Source organism: Gluconobacter sp. GP1 (assembly GCF_032913585.1).
Classification (GTDB): Bacteria; Pseudomonadota; Alphaproteobacteria; order Acetobacterales; family Acetobacteraceae; genus Gluconobacter; species Gluconobacter cerinus.
On record NZ_JASGXC010000001.1, the window covers coordinates 469,852 to 489,354 of the forward strand.

Below are 19,503 nucleotides of genomic sequence, written 5' to 3' on the forward strand. Positions count from 1 at the left end.
AGCGATACGCAGGGTTTGTATCTTCTTGTCCGCGCGAGTGGGGCTAAGCTCTATTGACAAAATTCCTATACGCTCTGTCTGGGATCTGACTCACTTTGTGGCTGTGGAGTAACAGGCAGAGAGGGCAGGTATGGCACGAGGCGACCTGACAGATCAGGATGGGCGGTTATTGGTTCGCTTCTGCAAATGCGCTGATGGCACTTTGGGCTCCAAACTTCAGGGTCATGCTCGCCGATCGGGGCTATGACAGCCACAGCTACCGCCCGGATTTACTGATCCATGGGATCCGACCGGGTATTCCATCACGTAAAGGCCAAAGTGCGCCGCAGAAAACAGACTGGTAGCGTTATCCAGACCGCGACCGCATGAAGCGAATGTTCAACACGCTCAAGCAGATGCACCGTATCGCAACGCGCTATTACAAGACTGCCCTGTCTTTCATGAGCTTCCTCAGTCTCGCCGCTACCTTTTTGCCCGTAGCGCCTGACGTGATCAATGGAGCCATTGGCCGTCGATTAGCTGTTATTCAGGCGCGGCAGCTTCTCATAAGCTACCCCGAGGGTCTCTGATAATCGTAATCGCTCCATAACGCGTCGAAAATTCGCCTAGACAATACAGAGTCACAGAAATCTCTCTTTTATCGTGTCACTGAACGAAAAGACTGGATTAAAGTCGTCGTACACTTCCCCTGTCCTTCCCTCATTCAAGAGGACGGACACTATCGAGCTGTAACAGCGGCACTGTTCAAGATGGATTATCAGAAAAAGCTGAAGCTGTTGTGGGAAAAGGTTCGCAAGTCGGGCGACCCGAGCAATTCCTCTTCAAACCCATTCGGACCGGGTTCCGCCTCCTTTATCCTTGCTCGCGAAAAATCCGTTACGCCAAGGTCGGGGAGCGATGGTCGCCACAACAGTTCAGAGAACATAGGAACAGGCGTCTCAATGCGGCAAGAGCTAAAAATGATGAGATGGCTGAGGCCCAGGCTATCTCATCGACCGCGTAATGACAGAAATGGAACGTGGTGCCCGCAACGCGGCTTTCAAGTGATATGGGAATCAACCCCATCGCCATGTTCAATAATATTGCAGGCTGAGAGATTAGCGTGGTCAAGGAGCGCCACAAGTTTGCCCGAGGGTGCTATGTACTCTCACGAGCCCATGAAGATTCCAGATATGGAGCATAGAGATGATGAAGCGAGCACACATTGTGATGCTTTCCATTACCGTGATTGCTTCAAGCTTATCGCCCGCAGAAGCTGATAGTTTTGCTGACCAGGCGCGCAATACATTCCAACCTTTGATGAAGGAATACGACATACCCGGCCTTGTGGTCGGCATCACCCGAGACGGACGACATGAATTTTATGCCGCTGGGATAGTATCACGAGCCGATAACCGCCTTGCCACGCCAGATACCTTATTTGAGCTCGGTTCGATGAGTAAAATTTTCAATGTGACGCTTGCAGCCCTGCCGGAAGAACGCGGTGAATTCGCTCTCGATGATACAGTGGCACATTATGTTTGTGCGGATACCTGCTCAATAGGCGACCGACTGACTCTCATGGACCTGGCAACACACCATTCGGGAGGGCTCCAACTACAAGCATGCTGTAGAAAACGTGCTTTTTCCGGCGTTCGGACTACAACACACTTGGATCGATGTTCCGGAGAGAGAAGTGGCGCACTATGCTTGGGGATATGACCGAAAGACAAATGCACCAATTCGGATGACCTCTGGCTTGTTGGCTGAAGAAGCCTATGACGTAAAATCGAGCGCTCAAGACATGCTTAAGGTCCTTGACATAGAGATGGGTCAAGGCAGGGCTTCGGAAGAATTGCGTAAGGCAGTTAGAAGAACCCATCAAGGCCAATACAGAACCGCGTTTTTCACGCAGGATATGATCTGGGAGCAATATTCCTGGCCTACCGACCTACAGAAGATAACGCTGGGCAATGGCTATGATTTCATTATGAAACCACACCCAGAAAAGAAGCTAAGCCCGCCCCTCGCCCCACAGGAAAACGTTTTCCTGAACAAGACCGGATCGACGAACGGATTTGGTGGCTATATTGCTGTAGTGCCCAGTGAAAATATCGGTATAGTCGTGCTGGCTAATAAAAACTATCCGAATGAAGCCCGGGTAAAGGCAGTCTATTCGCTCATCGAGGCACTGAAGTCCAAGTAGTAGTCACTAGGCTGCGGGCTCATAACCAGAAGATGGCGTTTGCAGCGAGACAGATGGCGCAGGAGAGGACGGTTGGGCATCTGTCGTAGCGAGTCGCGAGTCGCCGCCACTTTTGATCTTGCAAACATGATCTCAATGCGATTGCAGGGTCTATACTTCCGCCTGTCGAATTTAACAGGATTTCCGTGGGCTCTCCGTCTTGGAATGCAGGGTCTTCCCTTTTCTTCCGGTGCATCCCTGAATCAGTCAGCATCATAACCCCGTTCTTCCAGCACTCATTGCCCTGCAGGAAGGCTGTCCAGCAGGGCAGCGGCACCGGCACCGGCACCGGCACCGGCACCGGTATAATCATTGATCTGTCCCGAAGTCGGGAACAAGCTCACAGGATATCCGTTTTTGTCGGTAACTTCGTGAAGCGTCGTGTTATGCTGGCTTTGACGCGTTTAATCAGGCAGTCTAGATTCTCTGTTTTAGCTGCAGGACCGAAGCTGCGCGGTGTGTCTTGAGATGTGTCGCATCAATTATAACTATCTGGCGCTCTGCTTTTTCGACAGACAGGCCATTCCATCCTCCGGGCGAAGATCGCCATGGAGCCACAAGGCTTGCAGTGGGTGTGCAGCGTCTTGTGCGGCCCATATTCCCAGTGAGCATCCCGACAGCGCCAACCATTCTGATTGACAAAAATGATGCCGCTTAACACGCAGCGATCATCAACGCGTTGTCCGCCGTGGACCTCGGGAAAAAAGGACGCAAACGATCCATCTGTTCGTCCGTCACCCAGAACAGGTCGATCGTTTCCACCTCCTCATCTAGGTTGGCTCAGATGGTCGCACTCAAATTAATAGGTCTTGCGTCTAAGCCTAATTCTCTTTTTTCTCTGGTCACTAAAGGCTGGGTCATAACACATTCTTATGACCCAAGACCGAAGTTCTGTTGGATCGGGTTTCGTTACGGAATTATCATGTTTTCAGAGGCACATTGATATGTCCGAATGAAAGAGCAAATAGCTCTTCCTCCGCAACAGATGGCAGCCAATCATGAGTGATTTTCCCTACCGTACAGCACTTGTCACAGGAGCATCCTCCGGTATTGGAGCCGCCATTGTCGCACGTCTTCGGGACAGTGGTCTGGAAGTTCATGCGATAGCGCGCGATGCCGGCCGCCTTGCTGAACTGGCAGAGAAAACGGGATGCATTCCCCACGCCATCAGCGTCGAGGATTATGACGCTCTGGCACAGCTCACGCAGGAAATCCCCTTCGATGTTCTCGTGAACAACGCCGGCCAGTCACGCGCCGGCAACATCGCCAAGACAACACGTGAAGACATTGACAGTCTGGTGGACGTCAATCTGCGTGCCGTTCTGCAACTGACGCACCTGATTGTGCCGGGTATGGTCGAGCGTGATCGCGGCCATATCGTTAACATCAGCTCCATCGCTGGTCATTATGCGTTTGCGGGCGGCAACACCGTCTATCACGCGACCAAGGCAGGCGTACATTCCCTGTCCCAACAGCTCCGCTGTGACATGTACGGATCTCATATTCGCGTCACGGAGATTTCCCCGGCCCGGGTGGAAACGGAAGTCTTCGGTCGCCTGATCGGCAATATGGAAGAAGCCAAGCGCCGGTTCTTTGATGAATACGACTCTCTTCTTCCGATTGACATCGCCAATTCCGTTGCGTTTGCCGTAACGGCTCCACAGCGCATGAATGTCAGCTTCATGGAAGTCCTGCCAACGATGCAGGTCGTGGGCGGTCTGAACTTCGCCAAAAGAACGACACCCAAAGAATGATGTCATGGATGGACCGCATCCGGGAGGCGATTGAGCTTGCCAGCCGCTCCGATGTTGCCGAGATGGAGTTGAGGGATGGCGAAATTTACATCCTCCTTTCCCGCAGTCCAGCCGTTGGCGTGCCGTCCGCTCCCCTTCCACAGGACCAGAGCCCGGCGGCCATTCAGGCCATACCAGGCCCCTCTTCCACGATTGTGGAAGATGTCCGTCAGTCCGAGCATATCATTTCCGCACCGGCATACGGCATTTTCCATCAACGCCCGGCCCCTGGATCTCCCCCTTTTGTCGCAGTGGGAGACAAGGTTGAAAAAGGGCAGCAGGTCGGCCTCATGGAATCAATGAAAGTCTTCAGTGCCATTGAGGCAGACGCCTCTGGGACTATCATGGAACTGTTGGCCTCAGATGGAGAGGAGGTGGATGCTGGCGCACCTCTCCTGCGCCTTCAATGAGTGCGCTCCAGATCACAGGCCGTGTGCTGATTGCCAATCGCGGTGAAATCGCCCTGCGCATCCAGCGTGCGTGTCGGGCCCTGAAACTTGAAACTGTCGCGGTCTTTTCAGAAGCTGACCGTGAGAGCCGCCATGTTCAGGAAGCGGATATCGCACTCTGCATCGGGCCTGCATCCGCTGCAAAGAGCTATCTTGATCAGGAACGGCTTCTGCTGGCCGCACGCGTAACGGGTGCCACTGCCATTCATCCCGGCTATGGCTTTCTTTCCGAAAATGCTGATTTTGCGGAAGCGGTGGAGGCTGCGGGCCTGATTTTCGTAGGCCCGACCGCGCAATCCATCCGTATCATGGGTGACAAGATTTCCGCCAAGCGGACCATGCTTGAAGCGGGTGTGCCCTGCGTTCCAGGGTCTGATGGTTCCCTCCCCGAAGCAATTGAAGACGTTGCGGCCATTGCGGACTCCGTGGGCTATCCGGTGATTGTGAAAGCAACAGGCGGCGGCGGCGGCAAAGGCATGCGCGTTGTCTGGTCTGCTAACGAACTGGCTGAAGCCGTCAGTCTGACAGCCCATGAAGCACGGCAGGCTTTCGGAAACGGAACCCTTTACCTCGAAAAATTCATGCAGAAGCCGCGGCACATCGAAATCCAGATGCTCTGCGATACGCATGGAACGGCCCTGTGGCTTGGCGCACGGGACTGCTCTCTACAGCGAAGTCATCAAAAAGTGCTGGAAGAAGCGCCACCCCGCGACATACCGCCAGAAGACATCGCCCGGATCGGAACGCTCTGCGCCGAAGCCTGCCACCGGATCGGCTATCGCGGCGCTGGCACGTTCGAGTTCCTGTACGAAGACGGTCTCTTTGCCTTCATCGAAATGAACACACGCGTTCAGGTTGAGCATCCGATTACCGAAGAGACAACCGGTATCGACATTGTCCGCGAGCAGCTTCGTATCGCACACGGCGCAAAGCTGAATTTGCGTCAGCAGGACATCCTGACACGCGGGCATGCTTTCGAGTGTCGCATCAATGCGGAAGACCCTCGGACGTTCCGCCCCTCTCCTGGTCTCATCTCAAGATGGGATCTTCCGGGTGGCCCGGGTGTGCGCGTCGATACGCATGTCACGGCGGGCTATACTATTCCCCCTCACTATGACTCGATGATCGGAAAGATCATCGTTCATGGGGAAACCCGGGCAGAGGCTCTCGCACGGCTGGAAATTGCCCTTGCCGAAATGTGCGTCGAGGGCGTGACGACCAACCTTTCCCTTCATCAGGACATTGTTGCCGAACCTGCCTTCCGTGAGGGCAGCGTCGACATCCACTTCCTGGAGAACTGGCTCAGGACACGCGAAGAATCATGACGACCCTGCAAAATGACTTCGCGTCATTCCAGATCCCGACTGCGGGTGAAACAGCGCAGATCATCGGCTGGCTCCGAAACGCGGGGCTGGACAGTCTGGAAGTGACTGCGGGGGAGCGTTCTTTCAAAATCGTTCTGAGCCCCGTCTCCGTTCCTGCAACAACGGCATTGCAGGGGCCCGCATCGCGTCCCAAAGGGGATGAACCTGTTGCCGTGAAGAGCCCCTATTTCGGTGTCCTGTCGCTCCTGCGCCCCATGCAGGATGCGCCACTGGCTCCTGTGGGCAGCGCCGTCACTGCTGGGGAGACTGTTGCCCTTCTCTCGATTGGCCCCATGCAAATCAGCGTGACAGCGCCCTGTGCCGGAACGGTTGCAGAGGTTCTGACACAGACCGGCGATCTGACGGGCTACGGAACGACCATTCTCACGCTCATCCCAAGTCATGACTGAAGAATTACGGCTGAAACCCATCCAGGAGGAATGAATGAAGATCGACCTGAACTCGGACCTCGGTGAAGGATATGGCCGGTGGAAAGTGGCCGATGATGATGGCCTTCTGGACGTTATTTCCTCCGCGAACATTGCCTGCGGCTTCCATGCCGGGGATCCTTCGATCATGGATCACACGGTTCGCATGGCTATCGAACGGGGTGTCGGCATCGGAGCACATCCGGGCTTTCCGGACCTGACCGGTTTTGGCCGCCGCTTCATGCAGCTTTCTCCCAAGGAAATGGAAACCATTCTGGCCTACCAGATCGGAGCCCTGCAGGGCGTCGCGTCCCGATACGGTGCCCGCGTTACGCATGTGTCGTACCACGCAGCTTTTGGGAATGCGATCAATGCAGATGAAGCCCTCGCAGAGCGGCTTGCCAAGGTCATTGCCACGATGGACCGTAACCTGATCTTCTTCTCCATGCCGGATCAGCCTGTTGGCCGCGCAGCAGAAAAAGCAGGTCTGCGGGTTCTGCCAATCTTTCTGGCCGACCGGGCTTATGACGTAAAAGGCAATCTGGTTCCACGCGGACGCGAAGGCGCGGTCATCCACGATCATGCGCAACTGCGGGACAGGGTTCGTCAATTTCTGGACAGCGGCACCATCACGACGATCGAGGGTGAAACGCGCCAGATCAAAGCCTCGTCCATTCTCGTTCACAGCGATACACCTGGTTCCGTAGAGCTGGCCCGTGTCATAAGGTCAGAGATCGAAAGTGGCGGCGGTGAAATTGTTCCTGCCCATGTTCTGCTAGGCTGATCTCCATGGACACAAGGCGTCTCGCGGCATTCATCAAGGTTGTGGACGTTGGAAGCGTGACGCGTGCGGCCAGTCTGCTCCACATCGCTCAACCCGCCCTGAGCCAACAGATGGTAGCCCTGGAGGGGGAATTCCGGCAGAAACTCCTCATTCGCAGTCCGCGGGGCGTCAGCCTTACACCAGCCGGGCGCGCCTTGTACCATCATGCGCACATCATGCTCCGGCAGGAGGCAGAAGCGCGCAGAAGTGTTTCTCAGCCGGAACTTGTTGTTTCAGGTGAAGTCTGCGTCGGGCTAGCGCCCTCCAGCAGCGCCACCTCCCTCGCCCTTCCCCTCCTGCGGAAGGTTCGGGAAAAATATCCAAATGTCATTCTGCATATCAGGGAACATTTTGGCCCTGCCTTGACAGAGCTCATCATGAAAGACGCGATGCATGTCGCCGTTCTTTACGATGTCGGACCAATCCGGGGCCTTTCTTTTGAGACCATTGCCACAGAGCAATGGTGCGTCGTCGGGCTGGAAGAGTTTTTCCCTATAGGAAATGATGCCATTCCTCTGGCTGCGCTCGCGGACAGGGAAATGTTTCTCCCCGTACGTTCAACCTATCCTCGAGCCCGTATTGAGAAAGCCTGTCGGGACTGCGGTTTCAGCCCCCATATCATTGCCGAACTCGAATCGCTTTCCACATTGGGCGAGGCCCTCGCCGAAGGGCTGGGCATCACAATTCTACCGCTTCCGGTGGCGCTTGAACTGCAACGCGTCTTCCCCGTTACAGTGCGCACGCTGACAGAGCCGGAGATCATTGCGCCGATTTCCCTCTGCCTGAAGGATGACGCCACGCACTCTGTCGCAGCAACAGCCGTCATCGAAATCCTGCGGGAAGAGACAATGAACCTGCATGGTGCATCTGTCACTTGACCCAGAGGCTACAGCATCCCTTCCTTGCGGCAGTTGATCAGAATTTAAGACAGGGATGCTGAATTCGGCAGTCGCAGAACGGTCTCGACAATTTCCGCCAGATCTTCGGGCTGCGTCATGTCTGGCGCAGCCACTTCCGTTTCATGGGCTGTCATGTCGGTTGCGACATATCCAGGGCACACGGCACAGGCCCGAATTCCGTAATTCCAGAACTCCTGCCTGATTCCGTGCGTCAGAGCCACCAGCGCAAACTTGGTCATCGCATATCTGACATTCGTCCCCACCCGCTTGCCGGCAAGCGACGCCAGGTTGATCACACGCCCAGTTCCGATAGCCTTCAGATGGGGAAGTGCCGCACGAACAAGGCGTAAAGGGCCTTTCACTTTCACCCGCCACATCTGGTCGAGCTTGTCTTCATCCCCGTGCTCTACAGTGACGCGTGGATTGATCCCAGCGATGTTGACCACCGCATCGATCCGACCAAAATTCTCAACCGTCGTCTGTACTCAGCTTGACGCAGCTTCAAGAGATTCAGCGTCATAGGTGCATGGAAGGAAGTTAGGATGCTCCAGCGCGGTATCAGGAGAGCGCATCCCTCCTGTTACTTTAAACCCCGCTTCCAGAAGGCGCGTACAGACTGCTGCACCAATTCCTCGGAACGCCCCCGAAACCATGATGACACGTCCGGATGTTGCGAGCATGTTAGCGGCCTTTCGGTTATAATCTGCTCAGAAATTCATGGACGTAGAGACGTAGTACATACCACCGAAATATCCGTAAGGAGAGAATGCAGCGTATTTGTACATGTTGAAACTGGACGCGGTAGACGCTGCCTTTACACGGGTCGGGTATTTGTTGCCCACATTGTTGGCGCCGATCGTGACATTCCACCAGGGAACGATCTTGTAGCCGACCTCAAGATTTGTAATGATCGCCGGGTTCTGAACCGTCCACAGATTAGTGGTCAGGCTTGGGGCAGCAATGAAGACGGAGGAGCCATAACGCAGTTCCTCGACCTTTGCAGACCACTTGCCTTTCGTCCAGTTGACGGTCAGATTTTCGCGGTTCTTGGGCGATGCATGGAGCAGTTCGGCCACAGCGTAAGAGTTGAAATAGGCAATATTATTAGCCTGCAGCACAGCAGGCGTCTTGTTGTAGCTGCGGATTTCGTTATCGGAGAAGTTAATACCGATTCCAAAACGGAATGTTCCGTACCACTGCGTGCGCCAGGTGTAATCCAGCGCCAGATCGCCGCCCCAGGTGTTCGTGTTGACCGGGTTGGCATAGTAGGATGCGTAAGTCGCATTTCCGAGATTATTTGCGGCCAGCGTGCTGGCAACGTAAGAGCCGCCAAGGGTCGGCGTACTGGCAAGCCTGTCGTTAATGGCAATGTAATATAGGTTGCCGGTCAGGTGCATGTTGGTGATCGGCGTCGCATCAATACCGATGCTGTAGCTGCGGGAGTACTCTCCCTTGAGAGGGCCGGCACCAAGCGAACGCGCTGCCGGGCTGTTATTTGGCAGCGACAGTGTGGAGTATGTCGCGCTTGGGGAACTGTAGTAATAATAGGTCTGGCCAAGCGTGGGCGGACGGTAACCCGTATTGATATTAGCGCGGATTGCCCATTTCTTATTGAAATTATAGCGCGTTCCGATGGAGCCGGTCGTGACAACAGGATAGTTGTGATAAGCGACAGTTCGGCCGCCAAGAGTCCATTCCCACTTACGGGTCACGAAGAAGTCCAGATTGACGTGCCCGTCATAAACATCGCGGGTGTATTTTCCAGCCACAGACGCCGGATTACCCGCATGGGTCGCAGCACCTGGCGTCGCTGTCATTCCTGCATCTGGCCCCGTCAGGATCGGCACTCCACCATCCCCGTAGGATTCATACTCACCTGCGCCAAGTGTGAATGTATCACGGCGATATTCTGCTCCGAATTCCAGATTGACAGGCTTTGGCAGGAAACCGACATCGAAATTACGGGACGCCCGGAAGCCGGCAGTCAACTCGCTGGCTGTGGCTGAACCCGTATAGAATTTGGTCTTACTGGCATCGCCGTAAGACGCATTATCCGTGTCACGCATGTCATACGACTGAAGGTCTTTGCCGTAATTGACGTATGTGTCCCAGGAAAAGCCGAATGTGTGACCTTTGAAGCCATTATCGACCTCAAAGTCATTTTCGGTCATGTCGTAATAAGGCTGCATTCCGTCTGGCCACAGCGACGTCACCGTCAGATCATCGGCTGCAGAACGATAGGTCTGCCCGACGGAGACTTTTCGGTGCGCATAGGTAGACGTCGAATACAGGTCAATATGTTCCGTTAGCGGAACACTCATGTTGGCTGATAACGTTTCCGCCGTGCGCTTTGAAAGCGAGTTTGATCGCTGAACATCACGGCTTCTGTTTGAACGCGGATCTACGCTGCCATTAGGTAGTGCATAGTAGAAATCGTTCGGAGCGCGGCTTGGATTGATGTAATCGCCATTCCGTGAAGCCGGGAGCTGATGCATGACCTGGGCCGCCAGATCCAGATAACCACCCTGCTTTCCAAGGGCAAAAGCAAGATTGGCGGAACCGTCAATGTTCTGCCCGTCGCCGGCATAGAAGCCACTGTTCTTGAAATTGATGGAGCCGCCGTGTGTTGCAGATTTCAGAACGATATTGACGGCACCCGCCATCGCGTCCTGACCGTACAGCGCCGTTGCGCCTTCCGTAATGATTTCCACATGATCGACCGCGCTGATGGGAATAAGAGCGATATCAGCCGGTTCAGATCCCCATTGCGGCCCAACAAGAGCGTTGAAGTTGGCACCAATATGCCGTCTGTGCCCGTTGACGAGGATCAGCGTCTGATCGGCAGAAAGGCCGCGAAGCTGCATGGTCTGCGTGAAGCCGTTATTACCGCCGCCCGGCATTGGTGGAGATGTCACCGATGGAGAGAGCTGTGAAAGCGCCTGCATCAGGTTGCTCTGACCTGTCGCAGCAAGCTGGGTTCCGCTGACCACGGTCACCTGCGTCGTGCTGTGGGCCGGAGTGGACGGCGAGAGAACCGATCGACCAACACGGCGCTCTACCGTAACACTGATCTCTTCGCTTTTGTGGTTTTCAATATCATGAATCGCCGGCTTCTTCGGAGCTACAGCGGGCTTGGCAGCCTTGACTGCCTTTCCGGCATGCTTGGTCGTAGTCGTCGTCGTTGCTGAGACTGCTTCATTGGCAGAAAAACCGAACAGGCACAGGGTCGTACACAGCAGCAGTTTTTTCTCAGTCATATGAAAGCGCTTTTTCATCGGCGGCTACTCCATCTCTACAGGCGACAACACCTGGAACCGGGCGGTAAACACAGCGGGGGATCTGCCGGCGCACTGCATCTGGAAAACCTTCCCAGATGCTGCTCCGTGGCGTGTGCCAACCAGCGATGGCTGAGGATCATGAAGTGGCGTTTCCTCAACCAGACCGGTGCCTTTCCATTATTGTTGCGTATTCGTAAAGGTGACCGCCAATATTGTTTTCATCTCGACCCATTGCCACGAACTATGACTGCAGGCTATCCGCCGAGACTCTCGCAGCGGCACCTGTCAGGCGCTCCGGACGCAGCAGTTCCGCCAACTCCTCTGAGGGTAGCAGGTCCTCTTCCAGAAGCAGGTCGAGTATTTTTCTTTTTTCAACCGCAGCGCGTTTTGCAAGCCTGGAACACACCTCATATCCAAGCCGCGGAACAAGTGCGGTAATAATGCTGGCACTTCCTTCAACATTGGATCGGCAATGCTCCCGATCAGCTTCAATGCCATCTACACAGCGCGTCGCCAAAACCGTCACAGCATTGGTGAGACAATGCGTTGATGAGAGAAGACAATGTGCAATCATGGGCTCGAAAGGATTTAACTGAAGCTGACCACCTTCTGCGCACATGGTGACAGTCAGATCATGCCCACACACCAGATAAGCCACCTGACTGACAGCCTCCGGAATAACCGGATTAACCTTTCCCGGCATAATGGAAGATCCAGCTTGCACAGCAGGAAGAGAGATTTCTCCCAGCCCCGCCCAAGGCCCACTGGACAGCAGGCGAAGATCTCCCGCTATTTTTGAAAGCTTCAGGGACAGCCGCTTCAGAGCACCTGATAGACTGACAAAAGCACCAACATCAGACGTTGCTTCCACCAGGTCCGCAGCTCGTTCGAACTCATAGCCTGTTAACTGGCTTAATTCCTGCGTTGCGAACTGCCCGAACTCAGGGTGAGCAGTGATACCTGTCCCGATTGCCGTGCCACCCAGATTAATCGACAGCAACTGCCCGGATACATTTTTCAGATTGGTAATTTCGGACAGAACCGTGGTGCTGAACGCTCCGAATTCCTGGCCAAGCGTCATGGGCACCGCGTCTCGCAACTGGGTGCGTCCAAGCTTCAGGACATCCCTGAATTCGGCACTTTTGGCTCGCAGGCTTTTTGCCAGATCCGTCAGTGCCACCAATAGCGGTTCCAGGGACAGAAGAGCCGCAACACGCAATCCGGTTGGATAGGAATCATTCGTGGACTGCATCATGTTCACATGATCGTTCGGATGCAGAACGATGTAATCACCGCGCTCTTTCCCCAACAGCTCCAGTGCTACATTTGCAACGACCTCGTTGACATTCATGTTGGTGGAGGTCCCTGCTCCACCCTGCATGACATCAACGACAAACTCTTCATAAAGAACGGGATTATCGAGAATTTCCTGAGAAGCCCTCTCGATCGCCTCTGCCCGCCATGGCGCCAGAACCCCGAGCCTGCTGTTCGTCCTGGCAGCAGCCAGTTTGACGAGAACCATTCCTTTAACAAGAAATGGATTGGCTCCGATAGGAATTCCACTGATCGGGAAATTCTCCTGCGCCCGCAGGGTATGCACACCCCACCGGGCATTCTGAGGAATTTCCCGGGGGCCCAAAAGGTCTCTTTCCGTACGGAATACCCCGTTACCACCATCATGTGCCGGACGTTTCAGCCCGTCATTCACCGCATTATCCATGCCTGCTTTTCCGGTTACATCAAATATTGAAACGCCATGCAGACTCCGCATTTCGGAACTGGCAGGCACGGCTGGCGAAATAAGTTCTGAAAGCATTACTGAGCCCAGACCGTGCCGGAACCGTAATATCCTGAGCAAATATCGCGCTCATATCTTTATTGGATAGGGGCAAAGGTTTTTCTTTGGTATCAAACCGTTCTGCAAAGCCTTTAGAAGAAGAATTCTGGTTTGTTTGACCATCCACCCATTGGAGTAAAAATGGATGCCCGGCTTCGCAGACAGACTGAACGGAATCTCCGTTTCCGCTTCAGCGGCAATGACCGACAAGGCTTCGGAACTACGATCCCAGGGACTGAAAATTGTAGGACTCTCCTCCGGCGAGCCTGATTTTCCAACCCCGGATCATGTCATTGAAGCGGCTATTGAGGCTGCCCGAAGCGGGGATACCAAATATCCTCCCCAGAACGGCAAACCCGCGCTGAGAAAAGCGATCCAGCAGAAATTCCTGCGCGAGAACAACCTCCATTACGATCTCGACGAAATTCTCGTTGCCAACGGTGCCAAGCAGATCCTCTTCAACGCCATGATGGCGACCTGCAATCCGGGCGACGAAGTCATTCTCCCAACGCCTTACTGGATCAGCTACGCTGACCTTGCCCGACTAGGAGGCGCGAAGGTCGTTCAGGTTCCCTGTCGCCCGGAAAACGGTTTTCGTCTGGCGCCGGAAGATTTGGAAGCCGCCATTACGCCGAAAACCAAGTGGCTGGCCCTTAATTTCCCCAACAACCCCACCGGAACATGCGCATCAAAGAAAGACCTGGAAAGCATTGCCCGCATCATGCTGAAGCACCCCCAGGTGTGGATCATGACAGACGACATCTACGAACATCTCGTTTATGACGACTTCAAATTCCACACTCTGGCAGAAGTCGAACCACGCCTGAAAGACCGTGTCCTGACGGTTAATGGTGTCTCGAAGAGTTATGCCATGACGGGCTGGCGTGTCGGTTATTGTGGCGGCCCACGAAACCTCGTAGCGGCCATGAACAACATGCAGGGTCAGGCCACCAGCGGAATCAATACCATCGCACAGGCTGCGGCCGTTGCTGCGCTGACAGGCCCTCAGGATTTCCTGAAAGACCGTGCTGCGGAATACCAGAAGCGCCGTGACCTTGTGGTCGGACTTCTGAACGACATTCCGGGCATCAAATGTCATACGCCTCAGGGCGCGTTTTATGTTTATCCGGATATTACAGACTGCATTGGCAAGCAGACGACCAGCGGCAGAACGATTGATACCGATACGGATTTTGTCATGGCATTGCTTGAAGAACAGCAGGTCGCAACCGTGCAAGGTACGGCTTATGGCCTCAGCCCGTTCTTCCGCATTTCCTATGCAACAGACACGGATACACTCCGTGAGGGATGCCGCAGGATTGCGGAATTCGTTGCAAGCCTGAGCTAACCAAGGCCGCTTTAGCGAAAGGGAGGAAGCTCAGGCTTCCTCCCTTTTTTATGCTTTATTGAAGAGTGTCCTGATAGGTCCGCTGACCATGAACAGGGATGTCAGACCGGCCACAAGAAGAGCCACAGAACAGCCAAACCACGCGATATCAAAACTGCCCGTCCCTGCCACAATGTACCCCGTGACAATCGGTGCAAACAGCCCGGACAGATTACTGAAAGTCAGGGTCAGCCCCGTTACAGTCCCAATCTTGCTGCCATCATCCAGAAGATCTGCCAGGAGAGCGGTATTGGCGCCACTTCCCGCAATCATTCCTGCGAGACAGGCCCCCATGACAACAAGCGTCAGAGACATCGAGGTCATGAAAGGAAGAAGACCTACAGTTGCGCTCAATATCATGCAGGTACAGACGATGATACGACGGGCATGAATTTCCGTCCTGTGACGCAGAACTGAAGTTTCCAAAAAGCGTCCAAGAAGAATTGCGCCAAACGATGCGGAAACATAACAGACCGCACTTTTCGCACCGGACTGAAAAACATCCTGATGAAATTTGTGAATGAAATAGACCGGCAGCCATGACATCACGAGGAAATTGAAATAATTTCCGAGGCACTGCGTAATGACAATCGCGTAGAATGAACGGGATTTAAAAAGGGAAAAGAACTGTGCCCGGGTAATTGGGCCTTTCTTCTCGGCAACAGGCTTATAGGGCGAGTCCTTATAGAAAAGCCACCAGAATACAGCCCAGAGCAGCCCGATGACCCCGAGCGCTGCAAACTCGAACCGCCAGCCAAACCGTACAATCAGAAACGCCCCAGCCAGTGTACCAAGCGCCAGACCGATCTGCTGTCCGGTCAAAAGCGTTGTCAAAACTGATCCACGCTCCTTGGGAAGCGCCCAGGCGCGCACGACACTGCTCCCAACACCAAAAGTTGGGGCTTCACCGATCCCGAGAAATACCCGCGACATAATGAACTGCCGGATGGTGGACACTGTCCCCCCATACACCATGGCAGATGACCATAATGCTACCGCAATCACACCCGTCAGGCGAGGCCCGATGGTATCAAGAAGAATGGATGATGGCAGATTCAGAATGAAATAAGACCACAGGAAACTCGAAGATATCCATCCGAGTTGTACCGAACCCAATCCGAATTCCTGCCCCAAGGCCGGCAACGCAATAGATAAGGCGGCACGATCCGCATAGCTGATCATGTACATGAGGAAAATGAATCCGAACATGACATAACGGTATGTGGTGGCCGACGTCTTCTGTGACGCCGTATTGATGCGGGAGAGTTTCATGGCTGGTGCGCCGTCCTCAACATCGGATCCTGCAACTCCAAATTCAGACATGCCTGCTCTCCTTGTCGGTCAGGGATGAGACGTCCCACCAGGACACTCGACATTCAAAAACCGCAGATTTTTGCGTGTTTTCATCAGGCCGAAGGCGTCCTTTCCAGATTTTTGTTCGTTAGTTCACTGGCCTCGAGGGCCGCGTCCTGACTGCTGAAAGCCTCCGCACTGGAAGGCGTAACAACCTGTCTGGACTGTTTGTTTCGATCGACGCGCAACATCCACACACCCGAGCCGATAATCAGGCACCCGCCGAGCAGAAGCGTCACACCCGGCAGTTCCCCAAAGCCAAGCCAGCCAATCATGGCTGCCCAGAGCAAGCCGGTATAAGAGAAAGGTCCGACAGCCGAGACCTGAGCTGACGCAAAAGCTTCCGTTTGAAGAATCTGGGCAATCCCCGCGAATGCACCCACGGCAACAAGGCACAACAGATCCGTTATTCCGGGAGAAACCCAGAAAAACGGCAGAGCAACAAGAGTTGCCACTGTCATGAGGATGGCCTGCCAGATCGCAATGGTCGTGCTGGATTCCGTGGCGGAAAGCTGCCGGATCTGCATGGCCGTCAGTGCTCCGACCGCCCCTTGCGCAATCGCCAGCAAATACACCCAGTGAGGAATGACAACGCCCGAAACCATGGATGCTGGGTTCTTACCCAACGCAACAAACAGTACACCGCAGAAACCAATGAGAACGGCAATACAGTGCGTCAGGGATGGTTTTTCATTTAGCAAAGGGATGGACAGCAAGACCAGGAACAGTGGCTGCGTGTAAGACAGGATCTGCTGTTCCGCCAGCGGCAGCCGGGTAACAGCAACCACCACCATGATCATTCCGGTCAGGCCAACAGCCGAACGAATGACATGGCCGCCAAAATGATTGGTTTTGAGGACCATCCCTTTTCTGCTGGCAATCAGCAGCACGAAGGGCAGAGAGAAAAAATTCCGGAAAAACGTGATTTCCACAGCAGGCAAGTGAACCCCGGTCAGCTTCTGAAGAGCATTGACCATGGCGCTGAACAGCGTAGCAGTCGCCAGCAGCAGTGCGCCTCGTTTCAGATCATGCCGCACGGTTTGCCTGACTCCCGAATAACCTCAACGTCAAAACATGGTTCGTTATTTATCCGGAATATCCTCATTAAAAGACATCCCTTTTACACTTTTTAAGAGTGTAAGATGATTATGAATGGTTCTCTCATAGGGATTTGTTTCCCAACCATAATGTTTCGTTATGGTTGGGCACGTCAGGGTTCAAGACGTCAGGAAACTGCCTGCGAAAGCGTGGTACGCTCTCCCTGGTAGAGGCCTGAAACCCGCATGAGATCAGACAGATACAATGTGACTGCCGACATCGCAGCAATTCCTTCGGCATGATCACACTGCAGAAATCTGATTCTGGACCCAACTGGCGCCTGACCGAGCCTCCAGAGGTCAGCTTCTATGACGGACGCTATTCTGGGGTAGCCACCAGCCGTATTGGCATCCGCCATCTGCACAATTGGCTCACCTGACGGGGGAACCTGAACAATCCCCGGAACCACACCATAGGACCGCAGTTCGACAGCGCTTTCGGGCAGAACCTGATCTCCTTTCAGACGATAACCGGTGCGATTGCTCTGCGGCGAAATTTTCCAGTCCGTATTCCAGAAGCGATGACGTGCATCTTCCGGAAACCGGAAATAATCTGTCGCCGGAATAGCCCTTAACCCGATAACATTTTTTGCCCGGTCCAGTTGCTCAAGCCTCTGTCCCGGCGGCAAAGCGCCGCAGAGAGAGTGCCTCTCAGGCCCATCGCCCGTTCTCAAAACATCCCCAGGTTCAAGGAAACGCCCTTCAAGACCGCCAAAACCACCGCGTAGCTGCGTGCTGCGTGAACCAAGAATTGCAGGAACTTCAATCCCTCCCTGCACACAGAGATAAACGCGCGCCCCTACGGCGGGACGACCGATCGATAAAGTTTGCCCTGCCTCAACGTGCTTCAGCGTCCATGGAAGAAAAGGCTGGCCGGACAGATCGAGCTTCGCATCCGCCCCCGTAACAGCAACAAAACGCGCCTCATCGAACCTGACGACAAAAGGAAAAGTCTGGATCTCCAGAGCTGCTGCGTCGTGCTGATTCCCCAAAAGGATATTCCCGGCCTGAAGCGCAACACCATCCATTGCCCCGGCGGTACCAACACCCAGTTCCCGGTATCCGAAACGCCCCAGATCCTGAACAGTATTTTGTGGCTGCGTCTGAAGAACTGTAATCACAGATCAATACTTTCCGGATAGAACCTGATCCGGTCTCCCATCGCGAACAGCGAGGGAGATTCCTCTTCAGGATTGAATAACGATATTTCCGTAAAGCCGATTGAATTCCATCCATTGGGGCCGGTCAAAGCCGATATGCCGGCTTGCTTGCCCCCAATGGTAACGGTTCCTGCCAGCATCTTTAAAGAAGGCACCGATTTTCGAGGCGTTGCGATCCTTGGATCCAGCCCATGCAGGTACCCGAAACCAGGAACGCTTCCCAAGGCACAGACTGTATATTCAGCCCCATGATGAAGGGAAATGACGTCTTCCCGGGAAAGGCATGCATGTTCTGCGACGTGGAAAAGGTCTTCCCCGAGTTCGCCACCATAACGGACGCCGATTTCAAACAGCCTGCCTTTGATATGGCGTTCTGGCAGCGTGTCCCAGGCTTTTAGAAGCCAATGAGCTATGGCTAACGGATCTTCCGGCGCCTGCGAGAAAACCAACATCAGATTAGTCACACCAACAATCACTTCAGCGACGTCCCGACGTTCGCGGGATGCTTCTGTAAGCGCCCAGATGCGGCGCTGCTGTGCGAGTGTAAAGTCTCCAGGGGCCTCAAACAGCATGGCCCGAGTTCCCATCATGCTGATGCACGGGCCTATTTTTTGCTCCATAGACCCTTCACTTAGCTCTCCCGCCATGTTTCGCAGCATGAAATGTTCTCCAGCCTATCGATCCAGAGTTTTCACACGCTACATTTGGAAATTCTCGGATCAATCATTCGATTTATTCTTCTTACCAAAAACACAGTTGTTATCTTTCATCGAAATCTTTTCTCGCAATTGTATTATCGTCAAAACTTATGAGCCATGGTTGACCAGCTCTAGTGGCTTCATTCAAAATGGCGAAAACCATGATTTGTTAAACCTAAAATAACATTATAATAATTCAGGTCTTCAAATGATTCCGTCATATGGAACTACGCAAGCGTGCCGCCTACACTTGCAAGGTTATCCATACTTTTTGTGGCTGTATTCCAATCTGACCAACCCGGAGGTACAGTGACCGACAGCGGTGATGGCATGGTCAACAACGCCTTCGTCCCGTAGCGAGACAGATTGAATATCCTGATGTTCTGTCATCGCTAAAACGTCTAGTTTAGTAGCACCTTCAAGAATTTGTGTAGGCTGCTTGAGTGGTCGCTTTGAATCTGAAGCGCCCTTTTGCGCCTTTATGTCGGTTATGAAGGAGAGGTTAAAGTTTCTGAAAAGATGAGATTAGGTAATGGTTTCCTTATTCGTGGATATTTTCATTAATATTTCTAATCGATGCATATTAAATTGATTAATATAAAATTTTATATAGGAAGAACCGTTTTCTTTTTCTTCTATTTAAGGCGCATGTACACCGCAATGTAGGAAATATATTTGGAGGGAGGCGACTTATCGAAGGAAGGTTTCTCTTG

The 19,503-nt window shown here is 53.7% G+C and carries 17 protein-coding genes and 2 pseudogenes; 10 read left to right on the top strand and 9 right to left on the bottom strand.

Going from position 1 to position 19,503, the window contains the following annotated elements:
* The first annotated feature begins 365 nt into the window (after nt 1–365).
* The 3 genes from R5H23_RS02320 (at nt 366) to R5H23_RS02330 (ending at nt 2,185) form a co-directional block, all read left to right on the top strand.
* On the top strand, nt 366–569 hold the full coding sequence (locus R5H23_RS02320) for a hypothetical protein (RefSeq protein WP_317214183.1): 204 nt from the start codon (nt 366–368) through the stop codon (nt 567–569).
* Nucleotides 570–1,185: 616 nt separating this feature from the next.
* Nucleotides 1,186–1,701 carry a serine hydrolase gene (locus R5H23_RS02325; RefSeq protein ID WP_317214184.1) on the top strand — a complete coding sequence of 172 codons (516 nt, stop codon included), beginning with the start codon at nt 1,186–1,188 and terminating at the stop codon, nt 1,699–1,701.
* On the top strand, nt 1,619–2,185 hold the full coding sequence (locus R5H23_RS02330) for a serine hydrolase (protein ID WP_317214185.1): 567 nt from the start codon (nt 1,619–1,621) through the stop codon (nt 2,183–2,185). The genes R5H23_RS02325 and R5H23_RS02330 overlap by 83 nt, the downstream gene beginning before the upstream one ends.
* 19 nt (nt 2,186–2,204) lie before the next feature.
* Here the strand turns inward: R5H23_RS02330 and R5H23_RS02335 are convergent.
* Nucleotides 2,205–2,947 (bottom strand): annotated as a pseudogene (locus R5H23_RS02335) (IS5 family transposase).
* 275 nt (nt 2,948–3,222) lie between these two features.
* Here R5H23_RS02335 and R5H23_RS02340 point away from each other — a divergent pair.
* The 6 genes from R5H23_RS02340 to R5H23_RS02365 are packed head-to-tail and all read left to right on the top strand — an operon-like array spanning nt 3,223 to nt 7,959.
* Nucleotides 3,223–3,978 (top strand): SDR family oxidoreductase, encoded by a 756-nt coding sequence (locus R5H23_RS02340; RefSeq protein ID WP_317214186.1) that lies wholly within the window; start codon nt 3,223–3,225, stop codon nt 3,976–3,978.
* A gap of 8 nt (nt 3,979–3,986) precedes the next feature.
* A complete protein-coding gene (locus R5H23_RS02345; protein ID WP_317214187.1) occupies nt 3,987–4,427 on the top strand; it encodes a biotin/lipoyl-containing protein in 441 nt (146 codons plus the stop codon).
* Nucleotides 4,424–5,791 (top strand): acetyl-CoA carboxylase biotin carboxylase subunit, encoded by a 1,368-nt coding sequence (accC, locus tag R5H23_RS02350; RefSeq protein ID WP_317214188.1) that lies wholly within the window; start codon nt 4,424–4,426, stop codon nt 5,789–5,791. Before R5H23_RS02345 ends, accC begins: the two co-directional genes overlap by 4 nt.
* Nucleotides 5,788–6,240: an acetyl-CoA carboxylase biotin carboxyl carrier protein subunit gene (locus R5H23_RS02355; protein ID WP_317214189.1), complete on the top strand. Its 453-nt coding sequence runs from the start codon at nt 5,788–5,790 to the stop codon at nt 6,238–6,240. Before accC ends, R5H23_RS02355 begins: the two co-directional genes overlap by 4 nt.
* A gap of 34 nt (nt 6,241–6,274) precedes the next feature.
* Nucleotides 6,275–7,042: a 5-oxoprolinase subunit PxpA gene (locus R5H23_RS02360; RefSeq protein WP_317214190.1), complete on the top strand. Its 768-nt coding sequence runs from the start codon at nt 6,275–6,277 to the stop codon at nt 7,040–7,042.
* A gap of 5 nt (nt 7,043–7,047) precedes the next feature.
* Complete coding sequence (locus R5H23_RS02365) at nt 7,048–7,959, top strand: LysR substrate-binding domain-containing protein (RefSeq protein ID WP_317214191.1); 912 nt, start codon at nt 7,048–7,050, stop codon at nt 7,957–7,959.
* Nucleotides 7,960–8,003: 44 nt separating this feature from the next.
* On the opposite strand, the pseudogene R5H23_RS02370 reads toward R5H23_RS02365, so the two are convergent.
* The 4 genes and pseudogenes from R5H23_RS02370 to R5H23_RS02385 form a co-directional block, all read right to left on the bottom strand.
* Nucleotides 8,004–8,453: pseudogene (locus R5H23_RS02370) on the bottom strand (SDR family NAD(P)-dependent oxidoreductase); the annotation flags it as partial.
* 12 nt (nt 8,454–8,465) lie between these two features.
* Entirely contained in the window at nt 8,466–8,660 is a 195-nt protein-coding gene (locus R5H23_RS02375) for a hypothetical protein (RefSeq protein WP_317214192.1), read from the bottom strand.
* A 27-nt stretch (nt 8,661–8,687) separates the two neighbouring features.
* Nucleotides 8,688–11,255, bottom strand: a complete 2,568-nt coding sequence (locus R5H23_RS02380; protein ID WP_317214193.1) for a TonB-dependent receptor domain-containing protein — start codon at nt 11,253–11,255, stop codon at nt 8,688–8,690.
* A 244-nt stretch (nt 11,256–11,499) separates the two neighbouring features.
* Nucleotides 11,500–12,978, bottom strand: a complete 1,479-nt coding sequence (locus R5H23_RS02385) for an aspartate ammonia-lyase (protein WP_317214194.1) — start codon at nt 12,976–12,978, stop codon at nt 11,500–11,502.
* Between the two features lie 262 nt (nt 12,979–13,240).
* On the opposite strand from R5H23_RS02385, the gene R5H23_RS02390 reads away from it, so the two are divergent.
* Nucleotides 13,241–14,443, top strand: a complete 1,203-nt coding sequence (locus tag R5H23_RS02390; RefSeq protein WP_317214195.1) for a pyridoxal phosphate-dependent aminotransferase — start codon at nt 13,241–13,243, stop codon at nt 14,441–14,443.
* Between the two features lie 48 nt (nt 14,444–14,491).
* Here the strand turns inward: R5H23_RS02390 and R5H23_RS02395 are convergent, their stop codons facing one another.
* The 4 genes from R5H23_RS02395 to pxpB all read right to left on the bottom strand — a co-directional run bounded on the left by R5H23_RS02395 (nt 14,492) and on the right by pxpB (nt 18,751).
* Nucleotides 14,492–15,754 (bottom strand): MFS transporter, encoded by a 1,263-nt coding sequence (locus tag R5H23_RS02395; protein WP_317214591.1) that lies wholly within the window; start codon nt 15,752–15,754, stop codon nt 14,492–14,494.
* A 134-nt stretch (nt 15,755–15,888) separates the two neighbouring features.
* Complete coding sequence (locus R5H23_RS02400) at nt 15,889–16,872, bottom strand: DMT family transporter (protein ID WP_317214196.1); 984 nt, start codon at nt 16,870–16,872, stop codon at nt 15,889–15,891.
* Between the two features lie 188 nt (nt 16,873–17,060).
* Nucleotides 17,061–18,053, bottom strand: coding sequence for a biotin-dependent carboxyltransferase family protein (locus tag R5H23_RS02405; RefSeq protein WP_317214197.1), 993 nt, complete (start codon nt 18,051–18,053; stop codon nt 17,061–17,063).
* The gene (gene pxpB / locus R5H23_RS02410) at nt 18,050–18,751 is read right to left on the bottom strand and encodes a 5-oxoprolinase subunit PxpB (RefSeq protein WP_317214198.1); all 702 of its coding nucleotides are present in this window, start codon (nt 18,749–18,751) and stop codon (nt 18,050–18,052) included. Before pxpB ends, R5H23_RS02405 begins: the two co-directional genes overlap by 4 nt.
* Nucleotides 18,752–19,503: the final 752 nt, after the last annotated feature.